This window comes from Terribacillus sp. JSM ZJ617 (assembly GCF_044383785.1).
Taxonomy (GTDB): Bacteria; Bacillota; Bacilli; order Bacillales; family Amphibacillaceae; genus Terribacillus.
In genome coordinates this window covers 306,646-330,091 of record NZ_JBISEQ010000003.1, presented here as the reverse complement: position 1 = coordinate 330,091, position 23,446 = coordinate 306,646, and the positions used below count along the sequence as shown (strand labels likewise).

Annotated in this window: 24 protein-coding genes and 1 riboswitch; of the genes, 3 read left to right on the top strand and 21 right to left on the bottom strand. The window is 42.4% G+C overall.

The genetic code is table 11. The features are described from left to right. The 5 genes from essA to ACH6C1_RS13170 form a co-directional block, all read right to left on the bottom strand. Entirely contained in the window at positions 1–498 is a 498-nt protein-coding gene (gene essA, locus ACH6C1_RS13190) for a type VII secretion protein EssA (protein WP_374077703.1), read from the bottom strand. Further along, positions 473–4,006 (bottom strand): type VII secretion protein EsaA, encoded by a 3,534-nt coding sequence (gene esaA / locus ACH6C1_RS13185; protein WP_374077701.1) that lies wholly within the window; start codon positions 4,004–4,006, stop codon positions 473–475. Before esaA ends, essA begins: the two co-directional genes overlap by 26 nt. Before the next feature lie 179 nt (positions 4,007–4,185). Next, on the bottom strand, positions 4,186–4,482 hold the full coding sequence (locus ACH6C1_RS13180) for a WXG100 family type VII secretion target (RefSeq protein WP_095222909.1): 297 nt from the start codon (positions 4,480–4,482) through the stop codon (positions 4,186–4,188). A 359-nt stretch (positions 4,483–4,841) separates the two neighbouring features. Then, on the bottom strand, positions 4,842–5,156 hold the full coding sequence (locus tag ACH6C1_RS13175; RefSeq protein ID WP_095222908.1) for a DMT family transporter: 315 nt from the start codon (positions 5,154–5,156) through the stop codon (positions 4,842–4,844). Continuing rightward, a complete protein-coding gene (locus ACH6C1_RS13170; RefSeq protein ID WP_374077699.1) occupies positions 5,156–5,494 on the bottom strand; it encodes a DMT family transporter in 339 nt (112 codons plus the stop codon). Before ACH6C1_RS13170 ends, ACH6C1_RS13175 begins: the two co-directional genes overlap by 1 nt. Positions 5,495–5,534: 40 nt before the next feature. Next, a riboswitch (guanidine-I (ykkC/yxkD leader) is annotated at positions 5,535–5,631 on the bottom strand. Between the two features lie 93 nt (positions 5,632–5,724). Here ACH6C1_RS13170 and ACH6C1_RS13165 point away from each other — a divergent pair. Next, positions 5,725–6,498, top strand: coding sequence for an arylamine N-acetyltransferase family protein (locus ACH6C1_RS13165; protein ID WP_374077697.1), 774 nt, complete (start codon positions 5,725–5,727; stop codon positions 6,496–6,498). 231 nt (positions 6,499–6,729) lie between these two features. Here ACH6C1_RS13165 and ACH6C1_RS13160 read toward each other — a convergent pair whose 3' ends face one another. From ACH6C1_RS13160 to ACH6C1_RS13090, 15 genes are all read right to left on the bottom strand, one after another. Next, on the bottom strand, positions 6,730–7,023 hold the full coding sequence (locus tag ACH6C1_RS13160; RefSeq protein WP_374077695.1) for a putative quinol monooxygenase: 294 nt from the start codon (positions 7,021–7,023) through the stop codon (positions 6,730–6,732). A gap of 13 nt (positions 7,024–7,036) precedes the next feature. After that, complete coding sequence (locus ACH6C1_RS13155) at positions 7,037–7,681, bottom strand: nitroreductase family protein (RefSeq protein ID WP_374077693.1); 645 nt, start codon at positions 7,679–7,681, stop codon at positions 7,037–7,039. Further along, the gene (locus ACH6C1_RS13150) at positions 7,678–8,133 is read right to left on the bottom strand and encodes a MarR family winged helix-turn-helix transcriptional regulator (RefSeq protein ID WP_374077691.1); all 456 of its coding nucleotides are present in this window, start codon (positions 8,131–8,133) and stop codon (positions 7,678–7,680) included. Before ACH6C1_RS13150 ends, ACH6C1_RS13155 begins: the two co-directional genes overlap by 4 nt. 254 nt (positions 8,134–8,387) lie before the next feature. After that, positions 8,388–9,404, bottom strand: coding sequence for a zinc-binding alcohol dehydrogenase family protein (locus tag ACH6C1_RS13145; RefSeq protein ID WP_374077689.1), 1,017 nt, complete (start codon positions 9,402–9,404; stop codon positions 8,388–8,390). A 35-nt stretch (positions 9,405–9,439) separates the two neighbouring features. After that, a complete protein-coding gene (locus ACH6C1_RS13140; protein ID WP_374077687.1) occupies positions 9,440–10,942 on the bottom strand; it encodes a UxaA family hydrolase in 1,503 nt (500 codons plus the stop codon). Further along, the gene (locus ACH6C1_RS13135; protein ID WP_374077685.1) at positions 10,939–12,414 is read right to left on the bottom strand and encodes a tagaturonate reductase; all 1,476 of its coding nucleotides are present in this window, start codon (positions 12,412–12,414) and stop codon (positions 10,939–10,941) included. The genes ACH6C1_RS13140 and ACH6C1_RS13135 overlap by 4 nt, the downstream gene beginning before the upstream one ends. Positions 12,415–12,520: 106 nt before the next feature. Continuing rightward, positions 12,521–13,789: an MFS transporter gene (locus ACH6C1_RS13130; RefSeq protein WP_374077832.1), complete on the bottom strand. Its 1,269-nt coding sequence runs from the start codon at positions 13,787–13,789 to the stop codon at positions 12,521–12,523. A gap of 150 nt (positions 13,790–13,939) precedes the next feature. Then, positions 13,940–14,959 (bottom strand): LacI family DNA-binding transcriptional regulator, encoded by a 1,020-nt coding sequence (locus ACH6C1_RS13125; protein WP_374077683.1) that lies wholly within the window; start codon positions 14,957–14,959, stop codon positions 13,940–13,942. Between the two features lie 139 nt (positions 14,960–15,098). Continuing rightward, a complete protein-coding gene (locus ACH6C1_RS13120; protein WP_374077681.1) occupies positions 15,099–15,935 on the bottom strand; it encodes an SDR family oxidoreductase in 837 nt (278 codons plus the stop codon). After that, complete coding sequence (uxuA, locus tag ACH6C1_RS13115) at positions 15,932–17,008, bottom strand: mannonate dehydratase (RefSeq protein WP_374077679.1); 1,077 nt, start codon at positions 17,006–17,008, stop codon at positions 15,932–15,934. Before uxuA ends, ACH6C1_RS13120 begins: the two co-directional genes overlap by 4 nt. Next, positions 17,005–17,646 (bottom strand): bifunctional 2-keto-4-hydroxyglutarate aldolase/2-keto-3-deoxy-6-phosphogluconate aldolase, encoded by a 642-nt coding sequence (locus ACH6C1_RS13110; RefSeq protein WP_374077677.1) that lies wholly within the window; start codon positions 17,644–17,646, stop codon positions 17,005–17,007. The genes uxuA and ACH6C1_RS13110 overlap by 4 nt, the downstream gene beginning before the upstream one ends. Before the next feature lie 11 nt (positions 17,647–17,657). Continuing rightward, a complete protein-coding gene (locus ACH6C1_RS13105) occupies positions 17,658–18,677 on the bottom strand; it encodes a zinc-binding alcohol dehydrogenase family protein (RefSeq protein WP_374077675.1) in 1,020 nt (339 codons plus the stop codon). Next, a complete protein-coding gene (gene allD / locus ACH6C1_RS13100) occupies positions 18,658–19,695 on the bottom strand; it encodes an ureidoglycolate dehydrogenase (RefSeq protein ID WP_374077673.1) in 1,038 nt (345 codons plus the stop codon). The genes ACH6C1_RS13105 and allD overlap by 20 nt, the downstream gene beginning before the upstream one ends. Positions 19,696–20,272: 577 nt before the next feature. Further along, positions 20,273–21,106, bottom strand: coding sequence for an SDR family oxidoreductase (locus ACH6C1_RS13095; protein WP_374077671.1), 834 nt, complete (start codon positions 21,104–21,106; stop codon positions 20,273–20,275). Between the two features lie 184 nt (positions 21,107–21,290). Then, positions 21,291–21,902: a cell wall hydrolase gene (locus ACH6C1_RS13090; protein WP_374077670.1), complete on the bottom strand. Its 612-nt coding sequence runs from the start codon at positions 21,900–21,902 to the stop codon at positions 21,291–21,293. A 227-nt stretch (positions 21,903–22,129) separates the two neighbouring features. On the opposite strand from ACH6C1_RS13090, the gene ACH6C1_RS13085 reads away from it, so the two are divergent. Both ACH6C1_RS13085 and ACH6C1_RS13080 read left to right on the top strand, forming a co-directional pair. Next, positions 22,130–22,402: a hypothetical protein gene (locus ACH6C1_RS13085; RefSeq protein ID WP_374077669.1), complete on the top strand. Its 273-nt coding sequence runs from the start codon at positions 22,130–22,132 to the stop codon at positions 22,400–22,402. A 74-nt stretch (positions 22,403–22,476) separates the two neighbouring features. Further along, on the top strand, positions 22,477–22,629 hold the full coding sequence (locus tag ACH6C1_RS13080; protein WP_366249394.1) for a DUF4021 domain-containing protein: 153 nt from the start codon (positions 22,477–22,479) through the stop codon (positions 22,627–22,629). Positions 22,630–23,027: 398 nt separating this feature from the next. On the opposite strand, the gene ACH6C1_RS13075 is transcribed toward ACH6C1_RS13080, so the two are convergent. Next, the gene (locus tag ACH6C1_RS13075; protein WP_374077667.1) at positions 23,028–23,399 is read right to left on the bottom strand and encodes a DUF2513 domain-containing protein; all 372 of its coding nucleotides are present in this window, start codon (positions 23,397–23,399) and stop codon (positions 23,028–23,030) included. Positions 23,400–23,446: the final 47 nt, after the last annotated feature.

The following is a 23,446-nucleotide window of genomic DNA, read 5'->3' as shown; positions in this document are numbered from 1 at the left end:
CTAGTCTAATAATTTTCGCATCATCATATATAAGCCGATGCATAACGCGAGCGCTATTCCAATCAGGAAATAAAGTACTCCATTTCCGGAATCCTCTTCAGCTTGATCCGCTGCCTTCTGACCACTGGCAGCTTCAGAGGTATAGTCTGCGGTAAATAATGTATCCTGCACTTCCTCTAATGAAGATTGCTTATTGATGTCCAGTGTAAAAACACTATCTCGCAATGATTCTACAGCCGCTCTTTTGCCTTCCGCTTTTTGCTGAATAACCTCTGTCGTTTCCTCATTGAATAGTCCTGGGAAAACTTTTTCCTTCTCCGTTTCCTTGTTATCTGTCCCAACATCTTTTTCCTTCTGTATACGGTCGATTTGCATCTGCAGACTTCCACGTTCATTTTCATCAGAATTAGTTTCTGCTGATACTTCTATAGGTAGAAGTATCAGCAGAATAATGGTGAATATGAACGCCAAATCAACCAGCTTCCGTTTGGTTATCATCGGCATTATCTACTCCTTTATCCGATTGGCTAATGACCAATAGGTTGGCTAAGGCACCTACAGCCGCTGCGATGACCAGTGCAAATATCGCAACAGCATAGTTGACCGAGCCTTCTACAATACGAAGCATGAATGTTTCCATGTATTGAAGAGGAGAAAACTTCTCAATTGTCGGGAATGCTGTGCTTGCAGTACCGATCGCATCTGTAAAGAACAGATACAAACTGAATATCGCCAGCAGGATGAACATTCCGATCATTTTCATCTGTCTTAACAAGTATGTCGCTATCAACAGCATCGCCGTGATAAGGAGAGCCATGACAGCTGTCAATTGCAGTTTGTTCAGATCGTCAATTGGCAAATAATAGCTCGATACGATACCAATGACGATACCTTCCAACAGACCAATACCAGCTGTAATGATAGTGACTGGTGCGTGCTGTACCATCAGTGACATATCTGATGCAAATTGATCATCCTGTTTTCGTCTCATATGCAACGTTGAGATGACATAAGCCGTGAAGAGAACGACAATGAAACTGATCAGCACTAGATAATAAGGCGTGAAAATCGTCTCAGCTTGTGCTGCAATCGTACCTTCATTGCTTGTCTGGACAGGATTGGAAAGGAAATCATATAGATTTTCATTCTGCCTGTCACCGACTCGGCTGTTTGCCAGCACTTCCGTGAAGTTCTCCGTGAAGTTCTGATCATCCGACAGCTTGTCTGTCAGATTGGAAGCAAGCGTCTCCGCATCGCTTACTAGATTTGTACCGCTCTCTTCGATTTCTCTAGCTTGCGTATCGATACTATCAAAGGTTTCGTATACTTGATCAGCTGTATTCGTATTACTTTGTGCTTGCTCAGCTAATGACTGACTCGACATCAGAAGCGGCTGGAATTCACTGCCCAATGTCAGGACAGCTTCCTGCTCACCCTGAGCATTCGTTTGGATTTCTGTCTGACCATCCAGTAACGTCATCATTTGTTCGCGCCATGCTGCTACATCTTCTAATGTCTGGCTGACATTGTCATTCAAGACCGCTGCTTGCTCAGTCGTTGCAGCAACCTGGCCAGTCAGTGTATCAGCATCTGCGATAGCTTGCTGCACCCGCGACTGGTAGTCTCCTACTTGCTGACGGAATGCTTCCGCTGGTGTTTGAAGCTGTTCTGTGACGCTGCCAGTGATTTGGTTTGTCATATAGCCAGCAAGAAGATCCTTAATGTCTTTTTTCTTAAACAAGTAATACAGAGAGTCATTGGTAGCCAAATCATTTAAGCTTACGGAACTAAAATTATCTGGTAGTCCATGCAATCCAAAACCATAATAACTTTCGTATAGTGAGCCAAGTTCTTGATAAGCAGTGATTGTATTTGTCACAGTGCGAATCAACGTCTCAGTCGTATCATCCAAGTCTTCTACAGGCGTACTGATTTGATGCTCGATGATATTGTCTTTGATATAGAGCTTCTCAGGCTCATCTTTATCTTCTTCATCTGGTTTATCATTGCCTGGCTGTTCGTTGGAATCTCCTGGTTCCTCGCCCTCACCTGGTTCACTTGGCTGATCGGTTCCTCCATCAGCTGGGTTTTCACCCTGATCATTATCAGGCGGAGTTACTGGAGTTTCAGCATTATCTCCATCAGGCTGATTTCCTTCATCAGGCGAAGTTTGATCATTTTCTCCATTATCAGATGGTGTATCTTCTGCAGGTGTATCTTCGGTAATCGCATCCTCTTGAGCTGGCTGGTTATCGTCATTTTTGACTTGGGTCGTTGCGAGCAGATTTCCTTTTGTAGGTGCGTAAGCCAAATCATCTGGTTTATCTACGTCTCCTATATCCTTCTGCTCTAGAGTCCAGCTCCAATCGATGGGCTTGTAAACATCGAAGCTTCCTTGTTCTTTCCGTAGGGTGAGATTCACCTTAAATTCGCCCTCACGGTTAGCTGGTAATTTTACTTCGCCACTTTCTATTGCTCCTGTGTAAGACTGCTCTGCTTCACCTGGAAGCTGGATTCCCAAATGACTAACTTTGAAACCTTCTGGAACTTGTAAACGGAAAATCTGACCTTCTTTTTTATTTTCAGGAATGTTGACACTATCGGTTACCTGAACACCTTCTCCTGTCAGCTTCTCATTCAATCTGTCAAATTCATCTTTCAAAATAGGGGAAGGATCCCGATCAATGTTTACATTCTTAATTTCTTTCTGATATTTTTCTGTCATTGCAATGACATTCGTAATCTCATTTACTGTACTATCAGGCAAGCCTACATTTTGAAAATCTTCAATATTCAAAGAAGGCAGCTTTCCAATAGCTCGGTTAATTCTATTAACAGCAACTTGATTAGGATCTTCAAACAGCGCATTGATATTTAAATACTGATCTTCATCAAGTTCTTCCTCAATCGTATCCCTGATTCTATCCTCAATCTTAGCCCTGAATTGCTCATTGCTTTCCGTCAGATACGCATCAATATCCTGCTGTAAGGCTGCAACTCTTTTAGAGGAATCCTGCAGCTGCTGCTGTAGTGATACAGAACCCGAATAGATATTAGTCGTATTTAATGAAGTAACTGGACGGTTCATTACTGTATCAACAGCATTCCGCTGACTTGCTGCGAATTGACGGTTGATTGCTTCATTCGCAGCAACAAGCTGATCCAGTCGCTGGTCGACTTCCCCAGCCGTCAAACCTTGACTGAATTGATTGATTTGATCCTGGAAGTTTACAAGTTCCGTGTTATTCGTTTCTTTTAAACTCATCACTTCTTCCAGGTTGCTGACGAAGTCTTCTCCGAGCTGCGTTTCGTCAACTAGCTGATCTTCATAGGAAGCCAGTAGCTCACCGAAACTTGTGAAGCTTTCTTTTGAAACTTCGGTATTGTCTCTTACCATACCAAATTGATCGGTATAGCCAGACAGCGGCTGGAACACATTTGAGTTATAGGAATTCGTATATGCCGCTTGACGGTTGACCATCTGACCAATGCTATCCTGTGCATTCTGCAGATTCCCGATGATGCTGGCAAAATACACATCAATAACTCTTCTGTTAAAATCATTCAGGATATCACTTGCTGTTTTTTCCGCTTCTTCCTTCATGCGCGGATTTTCAGATGCATTGATCTTATATTGCAGCACTACTTGCTCAGGTGCTTCAGCAGTGATATTGAGTGATTTCTCCGAAAAGTCATTGGGAATTACGATCATCATATCGTATGTATTATTCTTCAAGCCGCTTTCCGCAACTCCCCGACTTACGACGAACCACTCATGATTCTCATTCTCACTAACCGAATTGACAAAGGCATCCCCGAAAGCAAGCTCGGTACCATTAAACGTAGAACCTTGGTCTTCATTTACAAGTGCAACCGACATATTCTGTGTTTGCGGCTGTTCCGCGGTCTTCGTCGTTTCCTGGTGCAAGGTTAAGTAAGATAAACCAGACGCTAGCAATACGATAAGTACTAAAAATAAAATCCATCTTTTATCAAACTTTTTCAATGTATTATCAACTCCTGGTGTCTCCAGTTTGTATAGTATGTGTTTTTAAGTATCGTTTACAGTAATGATGGATGGTACATATAACTTGTTTTTTTACAGTAATTGGGCTACATAACGCATGCGTCATGCAGCCCACCCTGTCGTGTCATGCGACGGTCAAACAGCAGCCAGTTGGGTGCTTATCTGAATCCGAAGTTTTGTGATAGTGCTTCGTCCTGCTCTTGTACTGCTTGAGCTGTTTTCTCGAGCTGCTGCTGGATATCTAGCATAAGCTGGGAGAACTCTTGAACTTTAGGCTTCAGCTGGATGAATTGATCATCAAAACGATCGAAAGCTCTACCTTCCCACTCTGAACGAAGTTGTACCTGCAGATTACTTAGATCTGTAAGAACGTCATCAATTGTTTGAGAACCCTTACCATATCTCTTTGCATGGTTTTGTAACTGCTCAGGGGTCATGCGAATTTGTCCTGACATTTGCTCAGCTCCTCATTTAATTAAATTTTACAGAAGGTTGTAACGATTCCAATAAATGTATACCCATTACCTTCTAAAATAAATCCTAAAGAAAGGAAAATTTAAAGTCAACGGAGTATGAAACGATTTCCAGAAATTAAGCGGTAAGTCCCGAGACTCTATAGGCAGATATCCCGGTTTAGGAAAAGAAATAATATAGTACCATTATAATAGTCTTATAAACTGGTAATTTGAGGTTTTTTGCAAAATTAAGACGAATTGTAGCAAAAGAGGACTTTACAATTATTTTACGTAAAGAAGTACGTACAAAACGTCAGTATTAAATAAAAGAAGAGCATGTGTCTCCACATGCTCTTCTTTTAAGCAATCAGTTTTAAACCTACAGCTGAAGCCAAGATCAGCGCAATACAGACGAGTCTCTTCCAATCCTTCGATTCCTGGAAGAAAAGCATCCCGACGACTGCTCCGCCTGCAGTTCCTATTCCGGTCCAAATCGCATAAGCAGTCCCCATCGGCAGATACGACATGCTATAGGATAAACAGCCAAAGCTTCCGGCGAATCCGAGAACGAATAAGCTGATGTTCTTGAAGCTGGGCTTCTCATTTAGTTTATTGATCATTGTCACACCAAGCACTTCAAACATACCTGCTATGATAAGCACAATCCAAGCCATCAGGCACCCTCCTCTGTCTGTTTGTCCCCAGTTACCAGCTTAAGTCCAATAACACCTATGAGAAGAACTGCAATCAATGCTACCTTTGCCAGTTTAAAAGGTTCCCCGAAGAATAACATATCTACAATCACGGTACCGGTCGACCCAATCCCAACGAATACTGCGTATACGGTACCAACAGGCATATGTTTGCTCGCCTTCAGCATCAAATAGAAGCTAAGCAGGATACAAACAATCGTACCCGACCATTCAAGCGCATTATTTGCGTGCTTTAACCCAATAACCCATAATACTTCAACCAGTCCTGCCAGCACTACGCTAAGCCACTGTTTTGTCATGTTCATTTCCTCCAATCAAAAAAAAGCCTGGGAGATAGAAATCTCCCAGGCTTTTATCCTTCCGTGTCACAGCATTGCTGTGCGTTTTCTCTCGGACCAGACCAGCTATTAACTGCGGAACCCTAGAAAACTATCTGCCATATTCATCTGGCCATTATAAAGGATACAAAAGCACGATGCAAGCAATTCTGATACAAAGTATTTATACTAGCTAAGTCAGGAGGAATACGATGCAATCATTCAGAAACTTATTTCAACAGCGGATCAATATGGATAGCGAAGTGACATTTGAGAATCTTCCTATACTATTACAACGTTTTGCTCAGTCCATCCCCTTTGAGAACCTGCGCATTATTGAGAAACATAAAAGTCTTCTATCTAAAGAAGGTCTGCAGGAAAAAATCCTTCTTCACAGCGAAGGCGGCGTTTGCTATGAACTTAATACGCTTCTTTATCATTTCTTAGTGGATAGCGGATTCGATGTAACGTTAGTATCTGCCTGTATTTACGATCAGGATAAAAATGACTGGAGTGCTACCGGTAATACACATGTCACTATCCTTTTGAAGCGTGATGATGAAGAATATATTGTCGATGCCGGATTTGGAGCTAATATACCTCTTGCTCCACTTCCTTTGTCAGGCGAAATGATGGCAACTGCTAATGGCCAATTCCGTATTATGCCCTCTGATGAAGGTTACACGCTGGATGTAAAATTAGCGGATCGAGACGACGATTGGCGTATAGGATATTTTTTCTCGGTAGAAAAACAGATTACCGACATGACTGAACTGGAACAAATGCAGCATATTATTGAAACACATCCTGCTTCCCCTTTCAATAAGTCACCGCTGCTTACAAGAAGGACAACAGACGGTCTGTATATTCTCACTCCTTCTTCCTTTACGAAATGGCAGCACGGTGTCCCTGAGAAGCAGACGATTGGCAAGGATGAATATAAGGAATTGTTACAAACTAGATTTGACATGCAGGGGCCGCAATAAAATGCGTCCTCTTTTTCGTGTGTATGAATTTATCTGACGAGAGTTTTGTCTATTTAGTCCAAGTGCAAAATCAATCATCTGGTTTTTGCTGCTATCGAAATCAAAATGAGATCTGTGCAGTATTTAGGCCGATGGGGTAAGGATGGACTTCAGGAACTCAAGAATTGGCTGCTCTCCATGATGTAAGTGACGTGAATAGAAAAAGGATGACCATTGTGGTCATCCTTTTGATTAATTCAGTTTCTCACCTTGATACACATCTGCTGCCAGTGGTGCACTAAGCATTTCTTGGGCAGCTGCGCTGAATTTTTGGAAGTGGCTGCTAGTATTATGCGCTTGGACAGCCTCCATGTCCTTCCAATTCTCCACCATGACAAAGCTGTTACCATCTTTTGGATCCTGGAATAGGTCGTAGCTGTTATTACCTGCTTCTGCACGGCTTCCTTCCATAACTGCTTCGATTTCTTGAAGGAATTCTTCTTTCTTCTCTGGTTTGACTGACATTCTAGCGTGGATGATAATCATAGTTTCTCTCTCCTTATTTCCATTCTGTAATTTGTTCTACCGGCATACGATAGGATTTGTAGCCAGCATCTGCTGCTTTCCCGATAGAAAGCAGCATGACAGGAACATAACGTTCTTTATCCAAATCGAATGCTTCAGCAATTTGGTCTTTCTCAAATCCGCCTATCGGATTTGTATCATAACCATATGCCTTTGCAGTCAGCATAAGCTGCATGGATACTAAACCGCTATCGATAAGGATTGATTCCCTATTTTTCTGTTCCGTAATACCTGAAAGCAAATTACGAATAGAGACCACTTGCTGATCTTTGACCTCTTTCGGCATCAGACCATGCTCTACTGCTTTTCCATAGATTTCTTCCAGGTAGTCAAGATTATTCATATCAGCAAATACGGCGATTACTGCAGAAGAAGTTTTCACTTGCTGCTGATTGAAGCGGGCAAGCGGCGCAAGCTTTGCTTTCGCTTCCGGGCTTTCGATGACAACAAAGCGCCAAGGCTGCAAGTTGACTGATGATGGCGCCTTCGTTGCTACAGTGAGCATTTCAGACATTTCTTCTTTACTGATTTTCACGTTTTCATCATACGTTCGGATGGAACGGCGATCCTGTACGATTTGCGAGAAAGCTTCCTTGTTATATATGGATGTTTCGTTCATTTGTTTTCTCCTCCTAGCTGATTCTTTGTAACACGGGACACATTTTCACTGACTTTGCTCAGCATTTGCAGGAATTGTTCTAGCTCGCCTTCCGAAAATCCAGCGAGAGTCTCATTCACGAACTGGCTTTTTTCCAGATAGGATTGCTCGATATGACGCTTTGCTTCCTCCTCCAGCTTCACCCATGTAGCTCGCTGATCATCAGCTTTCTTGTAGCGCACAATCGTACCGGCAGCCTCAAGCTGCTTTAAGTGTCTCGTTACAGCGGCGGCATCGATATTGACTTCCTTTTGTAATGCTGATTGGGTCACTTCCTCATGCTGCAGCAAATAATGAAGAATCTCCACCCGGGATGGGCTGGCGCCTAAGCATACCTCAAACTTTGAGCAGAGCTCTTTATTTACAGCCTGTAGCTGCAGGAAAATCTGCAGACGGACAGAACAAGCAGTCATCGTCATAACCTCTTCCTAATAGTTGATGCATCAATAGTTGATAGGTCAATCATATATCTAAATTTATTGTATGTCAATAATCCTGCTCCTACTTTTACCTTTTCTATTTTGTGATGGCCTTTTATGTTCAGTACTTTTGAATAAGCATTTTCTCGGTTTGATGAGTAAGATTCTGTTTCATCTTTAGGCTCATGGGGGTTTCGCCATATCTGCTATAAATATAAAGAAGCTGGAGGTTCATCCCCCAGCTTTTATTACGGTAACTCAATCATTATTTTAATGTTGCCTGTTTCAGGTGCAGTCAACTCCTCAAAACGTTCCGGGAGGGACTCTAGGGATACATTACAGGTAATGAATGGTTGAATGTCTATTTTTCCTTCTTCCAGCGAATTTATAACGGTTTCGAAATCTTCCTTGGTAGCATTTCTACTTGCGTATATGGTCAATTCCCGCTTATGGAATTCCTGATCTGAAAATTGAAGCTCAGCCTGTACCAAGCCTACATAAATTATGCTTCCTCCATGGGCAGCATATTTATAGGCATTATTCATGGAGTTAATATTACCTGTCGCATCAAACACCGCTGTCGGATAATCCCCATCAGTGATTTCAGCAATATCATACGCAGGGTTTTCTTTTGCATTTACTGTATAATCCGGGGAGGCCCATTTTTGACAGAATTTCAATCTTTCCATACTCATATCCATAACAATGACTTTTGCTCCAGCGAGCTTTGCATATTGCATGATTCCTAACCCGATTGGACCTGCCCCAATCACCAGCACATATTCATCTCTTTGGATATTAGCCCGACGGACCGCATGTGCGCCTATACTCAAACATTCCACGATAGCAGCCTGATCGTAAGACAATTGATTGATTTTTATCAAATGGCTGGTGGGTACCGAAATATACTCCTGCATGCCACCATCTGTATGGACACCAAGCACTTGGATATTACGGCAGCAATTCGGTTTTCCCTTTCGGCAAGCTATGCATTCTCCACATTCCAGATAGGGAATGATTGCCACTTTATCTCCTAGGGAAAGGTCTTGGTTTTCTTCATTCAATTCAGCAATCTCACCGGAAAGCTCGTGTCCCAGAACTCTTGGATAGGAAAAAAAGGGCTGTCTGCCATGGTATGCATGTATATCTGTTCCGCATACCCCGATCCTATGAATCTTCACTAAGGCCTCCCCTTCTTTAACAGCAGGCCTTTTCCTCTCTGTCACTAATAATTGATTGGGACTATTGCATACGATCGTTTTCATAAAAATTCCCCCAGGTTTAGGATAAGATACCTGAATCACAGCGTAACGCCATCTTTAAAGATACTAATTTCCCTAAACTCAAACTTTTCGTTATTCGTACGGCTTTTTCCGGAGGCAAGATTGATAAGGTCTTCAATCAGCTCATCAGTCAAATCCTCCATTTTCATTCCGTCTACAAGCCGGCCCGCATCAAAGTCAATCCAGTTTTTCTTTCGATGTGCCAGCTCTGTATTAGTGGAGATTTTCACTGTAGGAACCGGACCTCCAAAAGGAGTTCCTCTGCCAGTAGTGAATAGAACGATATGTGCACCAGCTGCCGCAAGAGCCGTGACAGAAATAAGATCATTACCTGGTGATTGGACCAGATTCAATCCAGTCACTTTGACTTTTTCCCCATAAGGGACTACATCCTGGACGATCGAATGACCGCCTTTTTGGGTACAGCCAAGCGACTTTTCCTCCAGTGTCGTAATGCCACCCTTTTTATTACCTGGAGAGGGATTTTCATAAATTTCCTGTCCGTGTCTTATGAAATACTCTTTAAAATCGTTTACTAGATGAACAATTTTATGAAAGACTTCTTCATTGGCTGCTCGATTCATGAGGATCGTTTCTGCACCGAACATTTCTGGTACCTCGGTCAGTATGGAAGTCCCTCCTTCAGAGATGATCCAGTCAGAAATCATGCCTGCTAATGGATTGCCAGTAATACCAGATAACCCATCTGAACCACCGCACTTAAGACCAATTTTCAATTTTGAAACCGGAACAGACTGTCTTTTGAATTGTTCCGCATACTCCACAAGCTCCCCGATCAGCTCCATTCCGACCTCGAATTCATCGTCCACTTCCTGTGATGTTAAAAACTTGATTCTTCCAGCTGGCTGTTCTCCTATTACCTTTTTGAACTCTTCGATTTGATTGTTTTCACAGCCAAGACCGACCACCAAAATACCGGCTGCATTTGGATGATTTGCCAGTGAAGCCAATAATGTTTGGGTATAGGTTAAATCATCCCCTAGCTGAGAGCATCCATATGGATGGGAAAAGTGGTAAATACCATCGATTTGATCTCCATATAATGATCCGCCCATTTTAGCCAGATGCTCACACATTTTGTTGATACAGCCCACTGTGTTGATGATCCAAATCTCATTCCGAATGCCGGCCTCTCCATTTTCCCGAACATACCCATTAAAGTAAAAACTGCTCTTCCTTATTGGTTGATTGGATGCCACATCCGGTTCATAGGAGTACTCCAGCAATCCATTCAAGCCGGTTTTTACATTGTGGGTGTGTATCCAGGAACCCTCCATGATGTGCTCGGTAGCTATCCCAATGGAATAACCGAATTTCAGGACATTATCTCCTTGAGCAATCTCTTTGACTGCAAACTTATGGCCTTTTGTGATGTCTTCGGTAACCTTTATGGATTTAGATAGTTCCTCAATCAAGATTGTTTCCCCCATGCGGATGTCACGCAATGCAACAGCTGCTCCATCATTTTCATGCAATAGAATAGATGCATTTAAGCTCATCGTTTGCCCTCCAATTCCGCTACTAACGCAGCAGTTTTTTCAGTCACACCTGGGATTTCATGTAAATTCTCTCCCCATATTTCCTTGTTTTGCAAGATTCCTTTCACCATTGTGTGAAGCGATCGTTCTTCACTTTGCAGAAGACCCCATTGTGAATGGAAAAATTCAAGAACTCGTTCATTATCACGGATAATATAGGTTTTGCCGTTAAAATCACTTCCTACATATCTTCCATCTAACAATTCAACCTTATAGAAGCAGATGATGGCCGCTAGAGCCTTCATGATGTTTTCCGGCAGTCTACCGTTCTTGATAACATATGCTTTTAGTGTAGGCAGGAGCCTCGATTGGAACTTGGAACAGGCATTAAGAGATATATCTGAGAGTCTATGCTGCAAAAAGGGATTGAGAAAACGTTCCCACACAGCCTCTCCATATGCTAAAGATTCCATAGGATTAAGATCTAGCGAGGGTATTATCTCCTCAATAATCGTATTCTTAATAAAAAGTGCCATCTCTTTATGTGTTACTGCTTCCCTCACGATTTCAATGCCCATCAAGATGCCTAGTTGTGCCATGAGTGTGTGAGACCCATTCAGAATACGAATTTTTCTAAGCTGGAAAGGCTTTAAATCATCTACCCAGTTAACGTTTAGACCAGATTTTTTTAAAGGGAGGAGATCATCGAGCCTGCCATCCCCTTGGATTACCCATAAATGATAAGGTTCGACAACATTTAAAAAGGGATCCTCATATCCCGATTCTCTGAATATCGTCTCGGCCTCCTGCTCTGGAAAACCAGGGACAATCCGATCAACAAGAGAACTCAGGAAAAGATTATGATCATGCAACCAGGAAATAAATTCATTCGGCAGATTCCAATCCCTGCAATGTAATAACACTATTTCCTTAAGGAGCTGCCCATTGTGTTCGATTAATTCACAAGGAAGCATAATAAGCCCTTTATCAGTGTCACCGTTGTATATTTCAAAACGTTTATAAAGGAAATGAGTCAGTTTGGCAGGGAACGTTTCCAAGGGACTGTTCTCGACTACATCGCTTGCGATATAGACAAGGCCTGCTTCCGTCGTATTGGAAATGACAAATTTCAGCTCCGGCTCTTTTGCCAACAGCAAAAATTCGTCCCATTCCCGGTAAGGATCTATTATCTTAGAAAAGACATCAATGATCTGACCATTCTCAACCGTTTCTCCGTTCTGAATCCCCCTGGTCAGGAGGGTAAACAGCCCTTTCTGCTTTTTCAGCTTCTCCATCTTCTCACTGCCAGATTGGCGTGGATTTGTTACGGCAATTCCGCCATTGAAGTTCCCCTGTCTATTTGCTTCTTGTATCATCCAATCAATAAAGCCTCTTAGAAAGTTTCCTTCCCCGATCTGAAGGATTTTTACTGGCAGCGTTTTACGATCCTTACGATCATTGACTACTTCTTCCATGCCCCTTTGTTTTAGCAAGGTCCTTCGTCCTTTCCGATGTTGATTCCGAAATTACATTAAACGGAAAGAGGTCTCTTTACGTTTACTAAACTATAAAGAAACCTCTTCTACCATCCTGCGGAATTTAGTTTCCGGTAATCGTTTTATCTGCGTTACCAGGAACAACTGTCCCTTTAATCGGACGAACAAAGCGAATGACAGCCAGCGAAGCAAATATTGCTAATCCGCCTGCAAGCAGGAACGCTGCAGTGTAAGTGCCAGATCTATCAACAAGGAAACCAGTTAGCGTTGGGCCGATAATACCCGCTGTGTTGGCAAGGAAATGCATGAAGCCCCCGACTGAACCGACATTACCTTGGTCAACAACGTCTTGAACGATTGCCCAATAAATAGAACCAGTTAGGTATAAGAAGAATACTGAACATGCCACTAACCCAACAGCACTAAACGTTGTAGTAACTAGGCCAGCTAGACCAATGCATATTGCAGAGGCAAGTAAGCATGTAACTAATACGACTTTACGGGAGAACAGCACGCCTTTTCTAGCAAACTTTCTCAATACAAAGTCAGAAACAAAACCTCCCGCAGCAAGGCCTATAAAACCAAGAACCCAGGGAATGACTGTGACGATACTCATTTCCTGAACGCTGACTCCCCTTGCATCTATTAAATAACTAGGGAACCAGGTTAAAAAGAAGAACAAAATATAGTTATATGCAAAGAAAGCAAATGCAGTGAACAAGACAGTTTTTTGTTTTAGATAGAAGGTCAATGGTTTCTTTTCCCTTGGAGCGGCTTCTGTTGTAATATCTTTCTCCACAGCAGGCTCAGCTGGCTTTTCTTTTACAACCTTCCACCATATAATCGTCCATATAAAACCGATAATCATTATTAGGACGAAAGATAATTTCCAGCTGTATGAGATGGCAATGAAGCCCACGATCGGACCTGCTATAGCACCACCTAGCGGAGTTCCGCTGTTCGCTAGTCCTATAGCAGAAGCCCGCTGATCAGATGGAAACCAGTTATTCACCATTTTATTAATAGTGGCGGAAAGAGGGCCTTCCCCCATTCCGAACAAGATACGGATAATGATTAAGCTAGTGAATCCGACAGCAAGCGCAATGGCCCCGCTAAATACAGACCAGACAATCATAGCTACAAATAAAGTGAGTTTAGCCCCGTACCTGTCAGCAGCTACCCCTCCCAAGAAGTTAAAAATCGCATATCCGACTGAGAAACTGCTGAAAATAATCCCCATTTGAGTAGCGGTAAGTTCCAGATCCTCCGTAATGAACGGTGCTGCAATGGACAAGGCTGAACGGTCAAGATAATTAATGATTCCGGCAAAAAACAACAAAATCATGACAGCTAGTTTCCCTTTAGTAAACAATGATTTCATGGATTTACCTCCTTAGGGTTGTAACAATTTTAGATAAAGCGCTTACATTTTAGGGTTATCGATTTACCTTACATCCATAAACCCACTAGGCATATAGATAGTAAACCGATTTACTTTTGAAGTAAAAGGCGGAAGCAGCCTTTATTGCTTTAAGGAAAGACAAGAGTTCCTTTCTAGAAGACTCGGCTTTAGGCGAATAACGCTTTTGTCCTTCTCTTCCAAGTCTTTATTCATTTGCTGCAGCAATAAGTCGACTGCTTTGCCAGCCATTTCGATTGCCGGTTGAGATACTGTTGTAATGGGAGGAGTGAAGAAATTGGCAAAAGGAACTTCATCAATTCCAATGACCGCTACATCCTCGGGTATTCTCAAGCCCTGTTCTTTTATATATTTCAGTATTTCAATAAGTACGATATCATTACCAGCCAGCAAAGCTTGCGGTGGAGTTTCCAATTGAAAAAGTTCCTCTAATGCTGGTGCAATCTGATCGACATCAGCTGTTTTTATATACTCTGATTTTACTTGCAGTCCACAGGCTTCCATAGCATTTCTATATCCTTCAATTCTCTCCACCCTTGGACTAATGTTTCTGATAACAGAAGTAGTGAGTATGGCAATTCGTTCGTAGCCTTTATCAGCAAAATGGTCAACTGCCAGCTTAGATGCCAGATGGTTATCAAGCATCACTGTTGCAATATTCAAGTCCTTGATGGTTCTGTCCATGAATACAATCGGAAAATTATCATTTAGCATACGCTCATAAAGATCCAAATTGCCTCCAGTTGGAAAGATTATGATTCCGTCTACCTGTTTTGCCCTGAGCATTTCGATATATTTCTTTTCTTTTTCAGGTTCATCATCCGCATTACATACAATTATTTGAAAACCTTTTTCATGAAAGAAATTCTCAACTGCACGGATCACATGTGTAGAGAATGTATGGAGGATATTCGCTACAATGACTCCAACCGTGAAAGTAGTTTTTTGTTTTAGGCTTCGAGCCACAATATTAGGCTGATAATTCAATTCTTCTATGGCTGATTCGATTTTTTGGCGTGTTTTTTCACTCATATACTCGTACCGCTTATTCAGGTATTGAGATACAGTGCTTTTAGATACATTGGCTTGCTTTGCTACGTCTGTGATTGTAATTGGTCTCATTCTGTCAACCTCGCCTGATTTGTTCCGTACTTCTATTTATAAACTGTTTTGCAGTACGATTCATTTCTTGGTTATTATAACGCAGAAGCAAGCACGGTAGAATGATAGATGTATTAACCTTTCAAAAATATCAATTTAATTATACACCTGAGTATGCCATGAACCCTCCATCAACAGGTACGGTAATACCTGTAACAAAACCGGAATAGCTGTCATCCAGCAGCCAAAGCATTGTTCCCAGCAGATCTTCCGGTTTCCCGAATCGCTTCATTGGAGTACCGTTTATGATTTTGTTGGATCGAGCCGTATAGCTTCCATCTTCATTTACAAGAAGGTTCCGGTTTTGTGTCGTTAAGAAGAAGCCTGGTGCAATGGCATTTACCCTTAGTCCGGTCTCTGCAAAATGAACTGCCATCCACATCGTGAAATTATTGATGGATGATTTAGCCGCACTATATGCTGGAACCTTTGTCATTGGTGCATAGGCACTCATGGAAGAAATATTCAAAATGGACGGTGCCTTTGCCTGCAATAAATCCTTTCCAAATACCTGACTGGAAATGAAGGAGCCGGTAAAATTAGTCGCAAACACTTTTGAAAATCCATTTTCTTCTAGATCGAAGAACGATTTCCCTGTATCCTCATTTTGATATGTTTCCGTATCTGTAACAGCATCAGAATGATTTCCACCAGCCCCATTGATTAGGAAATCCACTTGTCCAAAGGTTCCTAAAATCTCTTCACGAGCCTTTTCCATAGAACTTTTGTCTAGAACATCAGCTTTCACGGAGATACTAGTACCCCCTGATGTCTGAATCCTTCCAACCACATCACGGCCATTTTTAGCATCCCTGTTCAAAACAGCTATATTCACGCCTTGTCGGGCAAGCTCGCTGGCCATTTGGGAGCAGAGGACACCGCTCCCGCCTGTAATGACTGCCACTTTTCCTTTTAAATTTTCATGAATTGGTATCAAGTGCTTTCACCTGACTTCCTTGCTTCATATGCATCCCATAATCCAAGCAAATACATAATACCAAGTGCACGATCGTAAAGCCCATAGCCTGGTCTGCATTTCTCGCCCCATATATGGCGGCCATGGTCTGGTCTTACATATCCATCGTAGTTTTGTCTATGTAGCTCAGCTACGACGCCATTGATATTGATGGAACCATCCTGCGTATAATGGGAAGTCTCTACAAAATCTCCATTATCATATATTTTCACATTTCTAATGTGGGAGAATGGTGCACGCGATGCGTATTTTCTTGCTACCTGGACCATATCATTCTCCGGATTTGCTCCCATGGACCCTGTACATATAGTAAAGCCGTTGGCAGGAGAATCGGATATAGATATCAGTTTTTCATAGCTTTGTTCCCCAGTAATGATCCGTGGAAGACCAAAAATCGACCATGGTGGATCATCCGGATGGATAGCCATTTTGATGCCAGAAGCTTCCGCAACAGGTAGGATTTCTTTCAGGAAAAACGCTAGATTATCCCATAGCTTGGTTTCATCGACCGTTTTATAGGCTTCAAAGAGCTCAGTGATCTTTGCCATTTTTTCTGGTTCCCAACCCGGAAGAGTAAGGTCCGAAGCTTCCATCACAGTACGGATCAAATCCTGCGGATCTTGATCTGCCACTTTTGCTTTTTCGTAAAACAAGGCAGTGGAACCGTCTTCCAACGGATGGAACATATTCGTTCGCGTCCAATCAAATATCGGCATGAAGTTATAACAAATCACCTTAACCCCAAATTCGGATAAATTACGTATCGTCTGCTTGTAGTTCTCAATATAGTGCAGTCTTTCCTCATTGCCTAATTTAATAGATTCATGGACATTTACGCTCTCTACAACCTCCGAATGAAACCCAAATGATTGAATATATTCGACTTCTTCTTTAATCTCATCTTTTTCCCATGCTTCACCTACTGGTTTTTGGTGAAGGGCCCATACAATACCTTTAACACCTGGGATTTGTTTGACGTGTTCGAGTTGAACTGTGTCATTGTCTCTTCCATACCAACGAAATGTAATGTTCATGATACTCCTCCAGCAGCTTTATTTGCTTTATCGTGATACTCACTGCATAGTTCCACCACGGAATCATAACCGCCACTTTGATAGGCTCTGTTTAAGTCGCTGCTAATGCCAACTGCAATTGCCCCTGCCTTCAACCATTCTGTTATATTATCCAGGTTTACACCGCCTGTAGGCATCACTTTCACATTTGGAAGTGGACCGTTAATGGAGCGGATAAACGATGGCGGGAATTGACTGGAAGGAAATAGCTTGATAACATCACATCCAGTTTCCAGCGCCTGAATCATTTCCTTGATCGTCATGCACCCCGGCAGGTAAGGAATTCCATATCTGTTGCATACTGTAGCGGTCTCAGGGTTCAAAGACGGACTTACGATAAACTGGGCGCCAGAAAGAATAGCATGCCTCGCTGTCTCAGGATCTAGAACAGACCCGGCTCCAAGAAGCGTTTTTATTCCCGCTAACTCCTTGAACACTTGATCGATATTGGGGGTTGTGTATGTCAGTTCAATGGCTTCAATCCCCCCATCAGCGGCTGCTTTTGATAGTTCAATAGCTTCTTCTGCTGTATTGCCGCGAATGACAGCTACCACTTTCAATTCAGTTATACGGGCTAAGATTGAATGTTTAGCGATCATGTTATCTCTCCTTAGTCGAATATGATAACTGCTTTTCTTACCTGATCAGGATTGTTTTCAATGAACTCAAAAGCTTCCCGCACTTGATCGAGAGTGAAAGTGTGTGTTATCAAACCGTTCGCCTTGAGCTTCCCGCTATTCAGTAAATCCACTACTTTCGGAAACTGGTGGGTTTGCAGCCTCGAACCAGTTATAGTTATTTCTTTTTTCGTAATCGGCAGCTGGGAAATAGAAGAGAATCTCTCGTCAAAGCCAAGAACAACCACATGTCCGGCTTCTGATACCACTTCTATGGACAGTTCGAAGGTGGATGGCAGGCAGACGGCATCTATCACTACATTTGCACCCTCTCCATTTGTCCATTCAGAAACTCGCTGCCTCACATCTTCTTTTGCAGCGTTTACTGTAACATCGGCACCATTCTCTCTCGCAAAATCAAGACGCGATTCACTTAAATCCGTAATCAGAACTTCTGCTCCATGAAGCTTTGCAAGCTTCAAGATACAAATCCCTATTGGTCCTGCTCCTTGTATCAAAACAGTGTCCCCTTGGGCGACACTTCCTCTCCATACCGCCTGTGCACCGATCGTGTACGGCTCAGCCATTACAGCTTCTTCCCAAGGAAGTTCTGAGTCAACCACATGCAGCTGCTTTTCAGGAAGAACGAGCCATTCTCTCATTCCACCATCTTCATGAACGCCGAACACAGACAATAAAGCGCATACATTTTGTCGGCCTTTTCGGCACGCATAACACTTTCCGCAATATCGAATTGGTTCTACTACGACATGGTCTCCTACTCTGATATTTTTTACTTCGTTTCCAATATCCACAACTTCACCCGTAACTTCATGCCCAACCACACGCGGAAGGGTTGCAAGCGGGTTCGTTCCATGATAAATATGCATATCAGACCCGCAAATCCCTACTCTTTTAACCTTTACCAATACATCCTGAGTGCTCTTTATTTTAGGCAGCTCAGCTTCAATGACAGCTAATTCACGAGGACCTTTAACTTGTAATGCTTTCATTTTTGTTCTCCCCTGTCAGGTATTCATAAACGCTGGAGGCGATTCTAATCCCATTCTCCGTATTATTTTCTTCATGAATTTGTTCTATTTCCCCCGGAACAAATACACGCTCAATACCTGGAGCGGGCGGTACCTGTTTAAGCTCATCCATCATCCTGTCCATTTGTTCGAGGAATGTGTCGGTATCGGTAAAGAATGATGGATTGATGACACAGAAATAATGACCCAATTTACGTTTTTGATCTAAGTCATCATACATTTTGGAAATATGAGGACCGAAAGCCGCTCCAGCTAATAAACCAGAAAAAATATCAACAATGACAGCAAGTCCATACCCTTTTGGACCTCCAAATGGGGAGAGGGAAACAACTTTGTTCGGGTCTGTCACTGGTGCGCCATTGTCATCCACACCCCAGCCAGACGGAATATCTTTTCCTTCCTCACGGGCCTGGAGGACTTTTCCCAAAGCTACATTGGAGGTGGCCATATCCAAGATAAAAGGCTTATTGTTTTTGGCTGGAACACCATAAGCAATCGGATTTGTTCCAAAGAAGGGAGCACTGCCCCCAAACGGAACCACCACTTTGTCAGTATGGGTCATGGCAATCCCGATCAGGTTAGCTTCGGCCGCTTTTTGAACAAAGTAGCTTAATGCTCCGCAATGGCTGCTGTTAATAGCTGTAACCATGCCTACTCCACTCTGTCTTGCCATGTCTATAGCATGATCGATGGCCACATCGCCAATCACATGGCCAAATCCATCGTCACCATTTACTATCCCGGTTACAGGTCCTGTCGCTTTAAATGAGATTTGGGCGTCAGGATTAATCCCTCCCGCTTTCAAACGGTTTACATAATGTTCTGTGCGCAGCACACCATGAGAATTAACATTTCGAAGATCAGCATGGACCAAAACCTCTGCCACTTTTTCAGCATGTATACCGTTCAGGCCAGCTTCTTTCAATTTCCTGCTTGCAAGCTCCTTTATTTTTTCCGCTTCAATCACTACTGTTGACATGTTACTTGCCTCCCACTCACTCTTAATTTGAACGATTTTCACGAAGCATTCCGATGTTTTTAACTTGCATTTAAAACTGTCTATGATAGCTGGGTCGAGGAGAAAAATAGATGGGCAAACTCTTACTAAGCAATGGACAGGCGTTTACATGCTGAGCTGCTATATATGGGGTAAGGAGATGGTGGAACCTCGAAGACCGAGATAAGAGTAACAAACTCTTTGTATCTGCACTCCGGAGTTTCCTTTACTAAATCGGTTTTGTAAACTGATTTAGTAACAGTATAAATGAAAGCCCTTTCAAATATCAATTAAATATCTGTATTTTTTAAATATTATTTCTTTTAAATAACCACTCATTTTATCAAAAAAATTCGATTCATAAATAGGCATTTATCAAGAACAATATGTTGCATTTTCAAAATAGAGGCAGTCCGCAGAACCTACAAACACCATCAAAGAAGAAAACTTATTATACAAAAAAACAGCCAATCTCCGATGCAATATCGGTGATCGACTGTTTGTATATTTTTTCTTTATCACTTCACAATTTGGGCAGTATTTAACCGCACCACCACCCTTATTGCGTCGTTTCTTTCCAGCTGTCGTCCATTACCATTTTGCCTGGCCATGTGTAAGCTGTTAGTCCTCCATCAACGATCAAGTCCTGACCAGTGATATAGGAGCTGTCATCTGATACAAGGAATAAAACAGCCTTGGCAATTTCCTCCGGTGCTCCGAGTCTGCCCATTGGAGCAAGCCATTTATTCGATTCACGGAAAGCTTTTCCCTGTTCCTCTTCTTTTGAACCTGTCAGTTCGTCAATCAATGGTGTTTCGATAGTGCCTGGCGACACAGAGTTAGCCCGTATTCCTTGTCTGCCATAATCAATGGCAGTTGCTTTTGTAAAGTTGATAATACCGCCCTTGGCTGCGTTATAGCCAGATCTGTCCAGATCGGCAAAACTCCCGCTCATCGAAGCATTATTCACGATAGCGCCTTTCCCATTTTCCAGCATAAGCGGTATAAGAAATTTGCTCATCAGGAAGGTTCCCCTCAGATCTGTCTTTTGGATGCTGTCGAATAATTCAATTGGATATTCATGCACTTTGCCGCCTTCTTGATCAATACCGGCATTATTGAAGAGCACATCCACTTTTCCATAAGCGTCTTTTACCTGATCAGCAAATTTCTTCACACTATCTTCGTCAGAAACATCTACTTCGAAGGCTTCTGCTTTTCCTCCATCCGATAGAATGGATTCTACCAAACCTGTCATCTCATCTTTCTTTATATCCGCTACTAGTACTATAGCTCCTTCTTTTGCAAATAAAGAAGCAGTTGCTCGACCAATACCGGTAGCTCCGCCGGTCACGACTGCAATACGATCATCTAATTTCCCCAATGCTAACATCTCCTTCTATTAGGCTTCCCTAATGTTTTGCCGATCAGAGGAGATATAAAACATACTTTGGTGACAACGCGCTGGGTTTGAGATTCAAATCTGCTAGAGCTTATTGCCATTCCTGATGAGCCTAAATTACATGATTTAATTAAATTATTGAGTGCGACAGTACCCATCAAAAAACACTTCCATATTAACGGTAGAATACATGGTTGCCAATCTGTTCCACATGCTCCTGTGTTTCTGCTATCCAGTTTGTAGTAGCTGTTTCCGGATTCATGAACCAGACTATGTCCTGCATATTATCTTTTTGCATCAATGCATCCGCCACTGCTTGTACCGTTTCTTCTGTTGGTTCACTTCGCCATATGACACCCGAGCTTACAGGCTGAAACTGCCCCTTCTGCATGATTACATCATGAATTGAATCAGGGAATTCATCACTTTCGATACGATTAAGGACGACAGTAGCCACTGCCACCTTGCCGGGATAGTCCTCTCCGCTCGTCTCAGCTTGTACTAACCTTTGAAGCAGCTCGATTTCTTCAGCTGAATACTGTTTTTGTTCAATTGTCGCTTCTGCCAAGTCTTTCGTTCGATCATCTCTTTCAGATAAGACGATGGATGCAGGGCCGTTTTCAGAATGCGTATCCTTCTCCGATAGCATAGGCTGGGTTCTTTCATCCGCATAAACTCTTGCAGGATAGACATTCTGTTTCAGATCCTTTAATGGCAGGTATAAAACCAGACATAGGTTACTGATAAAAAAGAAAGTCAATAAAAAAAGCGTAAGAAGTTTCTGCATAATCAAGTCCTTTTCTCGTTATGTATGTCCAAAATTAGTCCATAACGCTTAATACCCAGTCACCTTGGCTTACAAACATGAACGTGTCATTACTAGTGTATGTCCTTGCCTGAAAACTAGTCCTGCCAATGAGTTTCTAGCTTGGAAATCTTTTCTCGATCGTCAAGATACTTGCCCATCCTTCCCTAGACTGCTGTGCATAAAGTAAAGGGACAGGAGGAATGTTTATGAGCTATACACACTATTCGCATCCATATGGACAATCAGCATATACAGCAGACTACAGAACAAACCAGGAGGATCAGCGGTTCGGATTCGCTTTCATCCCATTCATTGGCGGATTGGCAGGAGGTCTTCTTGGCAGTGCTTTAATCAGCGGACCGGGCTATGGTTATAAATATGGATATAACGCTCCTTACCCAGTGCCTTATCCTGTTCCTTATCCATATCCAACACCTTATCCGTATAACAACTATTACTATTCCACGCAGCAGCGTTAAAATAGAGGGGCAGCTAGACTGTCCTTACATAATTACTGCCAGGAGTGCCACACTATCGGCAGGAGGTGGGATAGATGCAGCAAAGACAAGATAAATCGAATCAGCGTGATGAAGCAGCAGAAGCGATCGGTTTGGATCAGGATGAACAAGCGATGAATGGCGAATACGGTCATCCGGAAACAGAATATGAAAACAACGCCCACAAGCAGAAAAAAACACAGCTATAACAGCTGTGTTTTCTTATATCATACAAATTTAGAAGCTATATAAGTTACGACGAACCATACTGCCAGGGCAATGACAATCCCTAACATGAATCCTTTGATGAATGTAGACCGACTGCGCACCTGCCTGCACCTCTTTTGCTTTTTATCTGTAGTCTTTACTTCGCATCCGCTTTTTATAAGTGCGCAGCTTTTTCTTATTTCTTGGCAGCAGTATCAGTCTTGGCGCCTTGCTTAGCCGCCTGCTGCTGTTTTTGGTAGTCTTCCCGGAACTTATCCCTCGCGGCGGAAAAGATGCAGAGCATATCTAACCCTCCCATAATCTTGATACTTCTGTTTTGCCAAGTTGGCTAGTAATTAAAACTTCTTTTTTTCAAAAATCCCATCGTATTTTTGATAAATTATTCGGAAGCATAAAATGCTTCCGCTGCTTTCGCCGCCTGTTTACGCAGAACGGAAAACGGCATACTGCCCTTCTCTCTCTTCAGCTTTACGAGTAGCTGCTGCCATACTTCCTCTTCCCTGATACTGTCCAAGAGCTCATGTCCATCCCAGGTCAACCCATAGATGAGCAGCTCCTCTTCTTCCTCTTCCTCATCAAGAACGGTATCCATTTTAATTAATTTCGCTTCCTTCATCAGCTGCAAGTGATAATTCATTTCTTCTTCGGAATACTCATCTTCTTCTGTTACTTCCAGCGCAAAACCTCCCTCTGTGAATTCTGCTTCGATATCCAGCAGGAGACTTCTGATAAGAGACATATCCCGTTTCAAATGCATCACCTCTATCCATTATTTCTGTCTTTGTATCCAATTTCCTT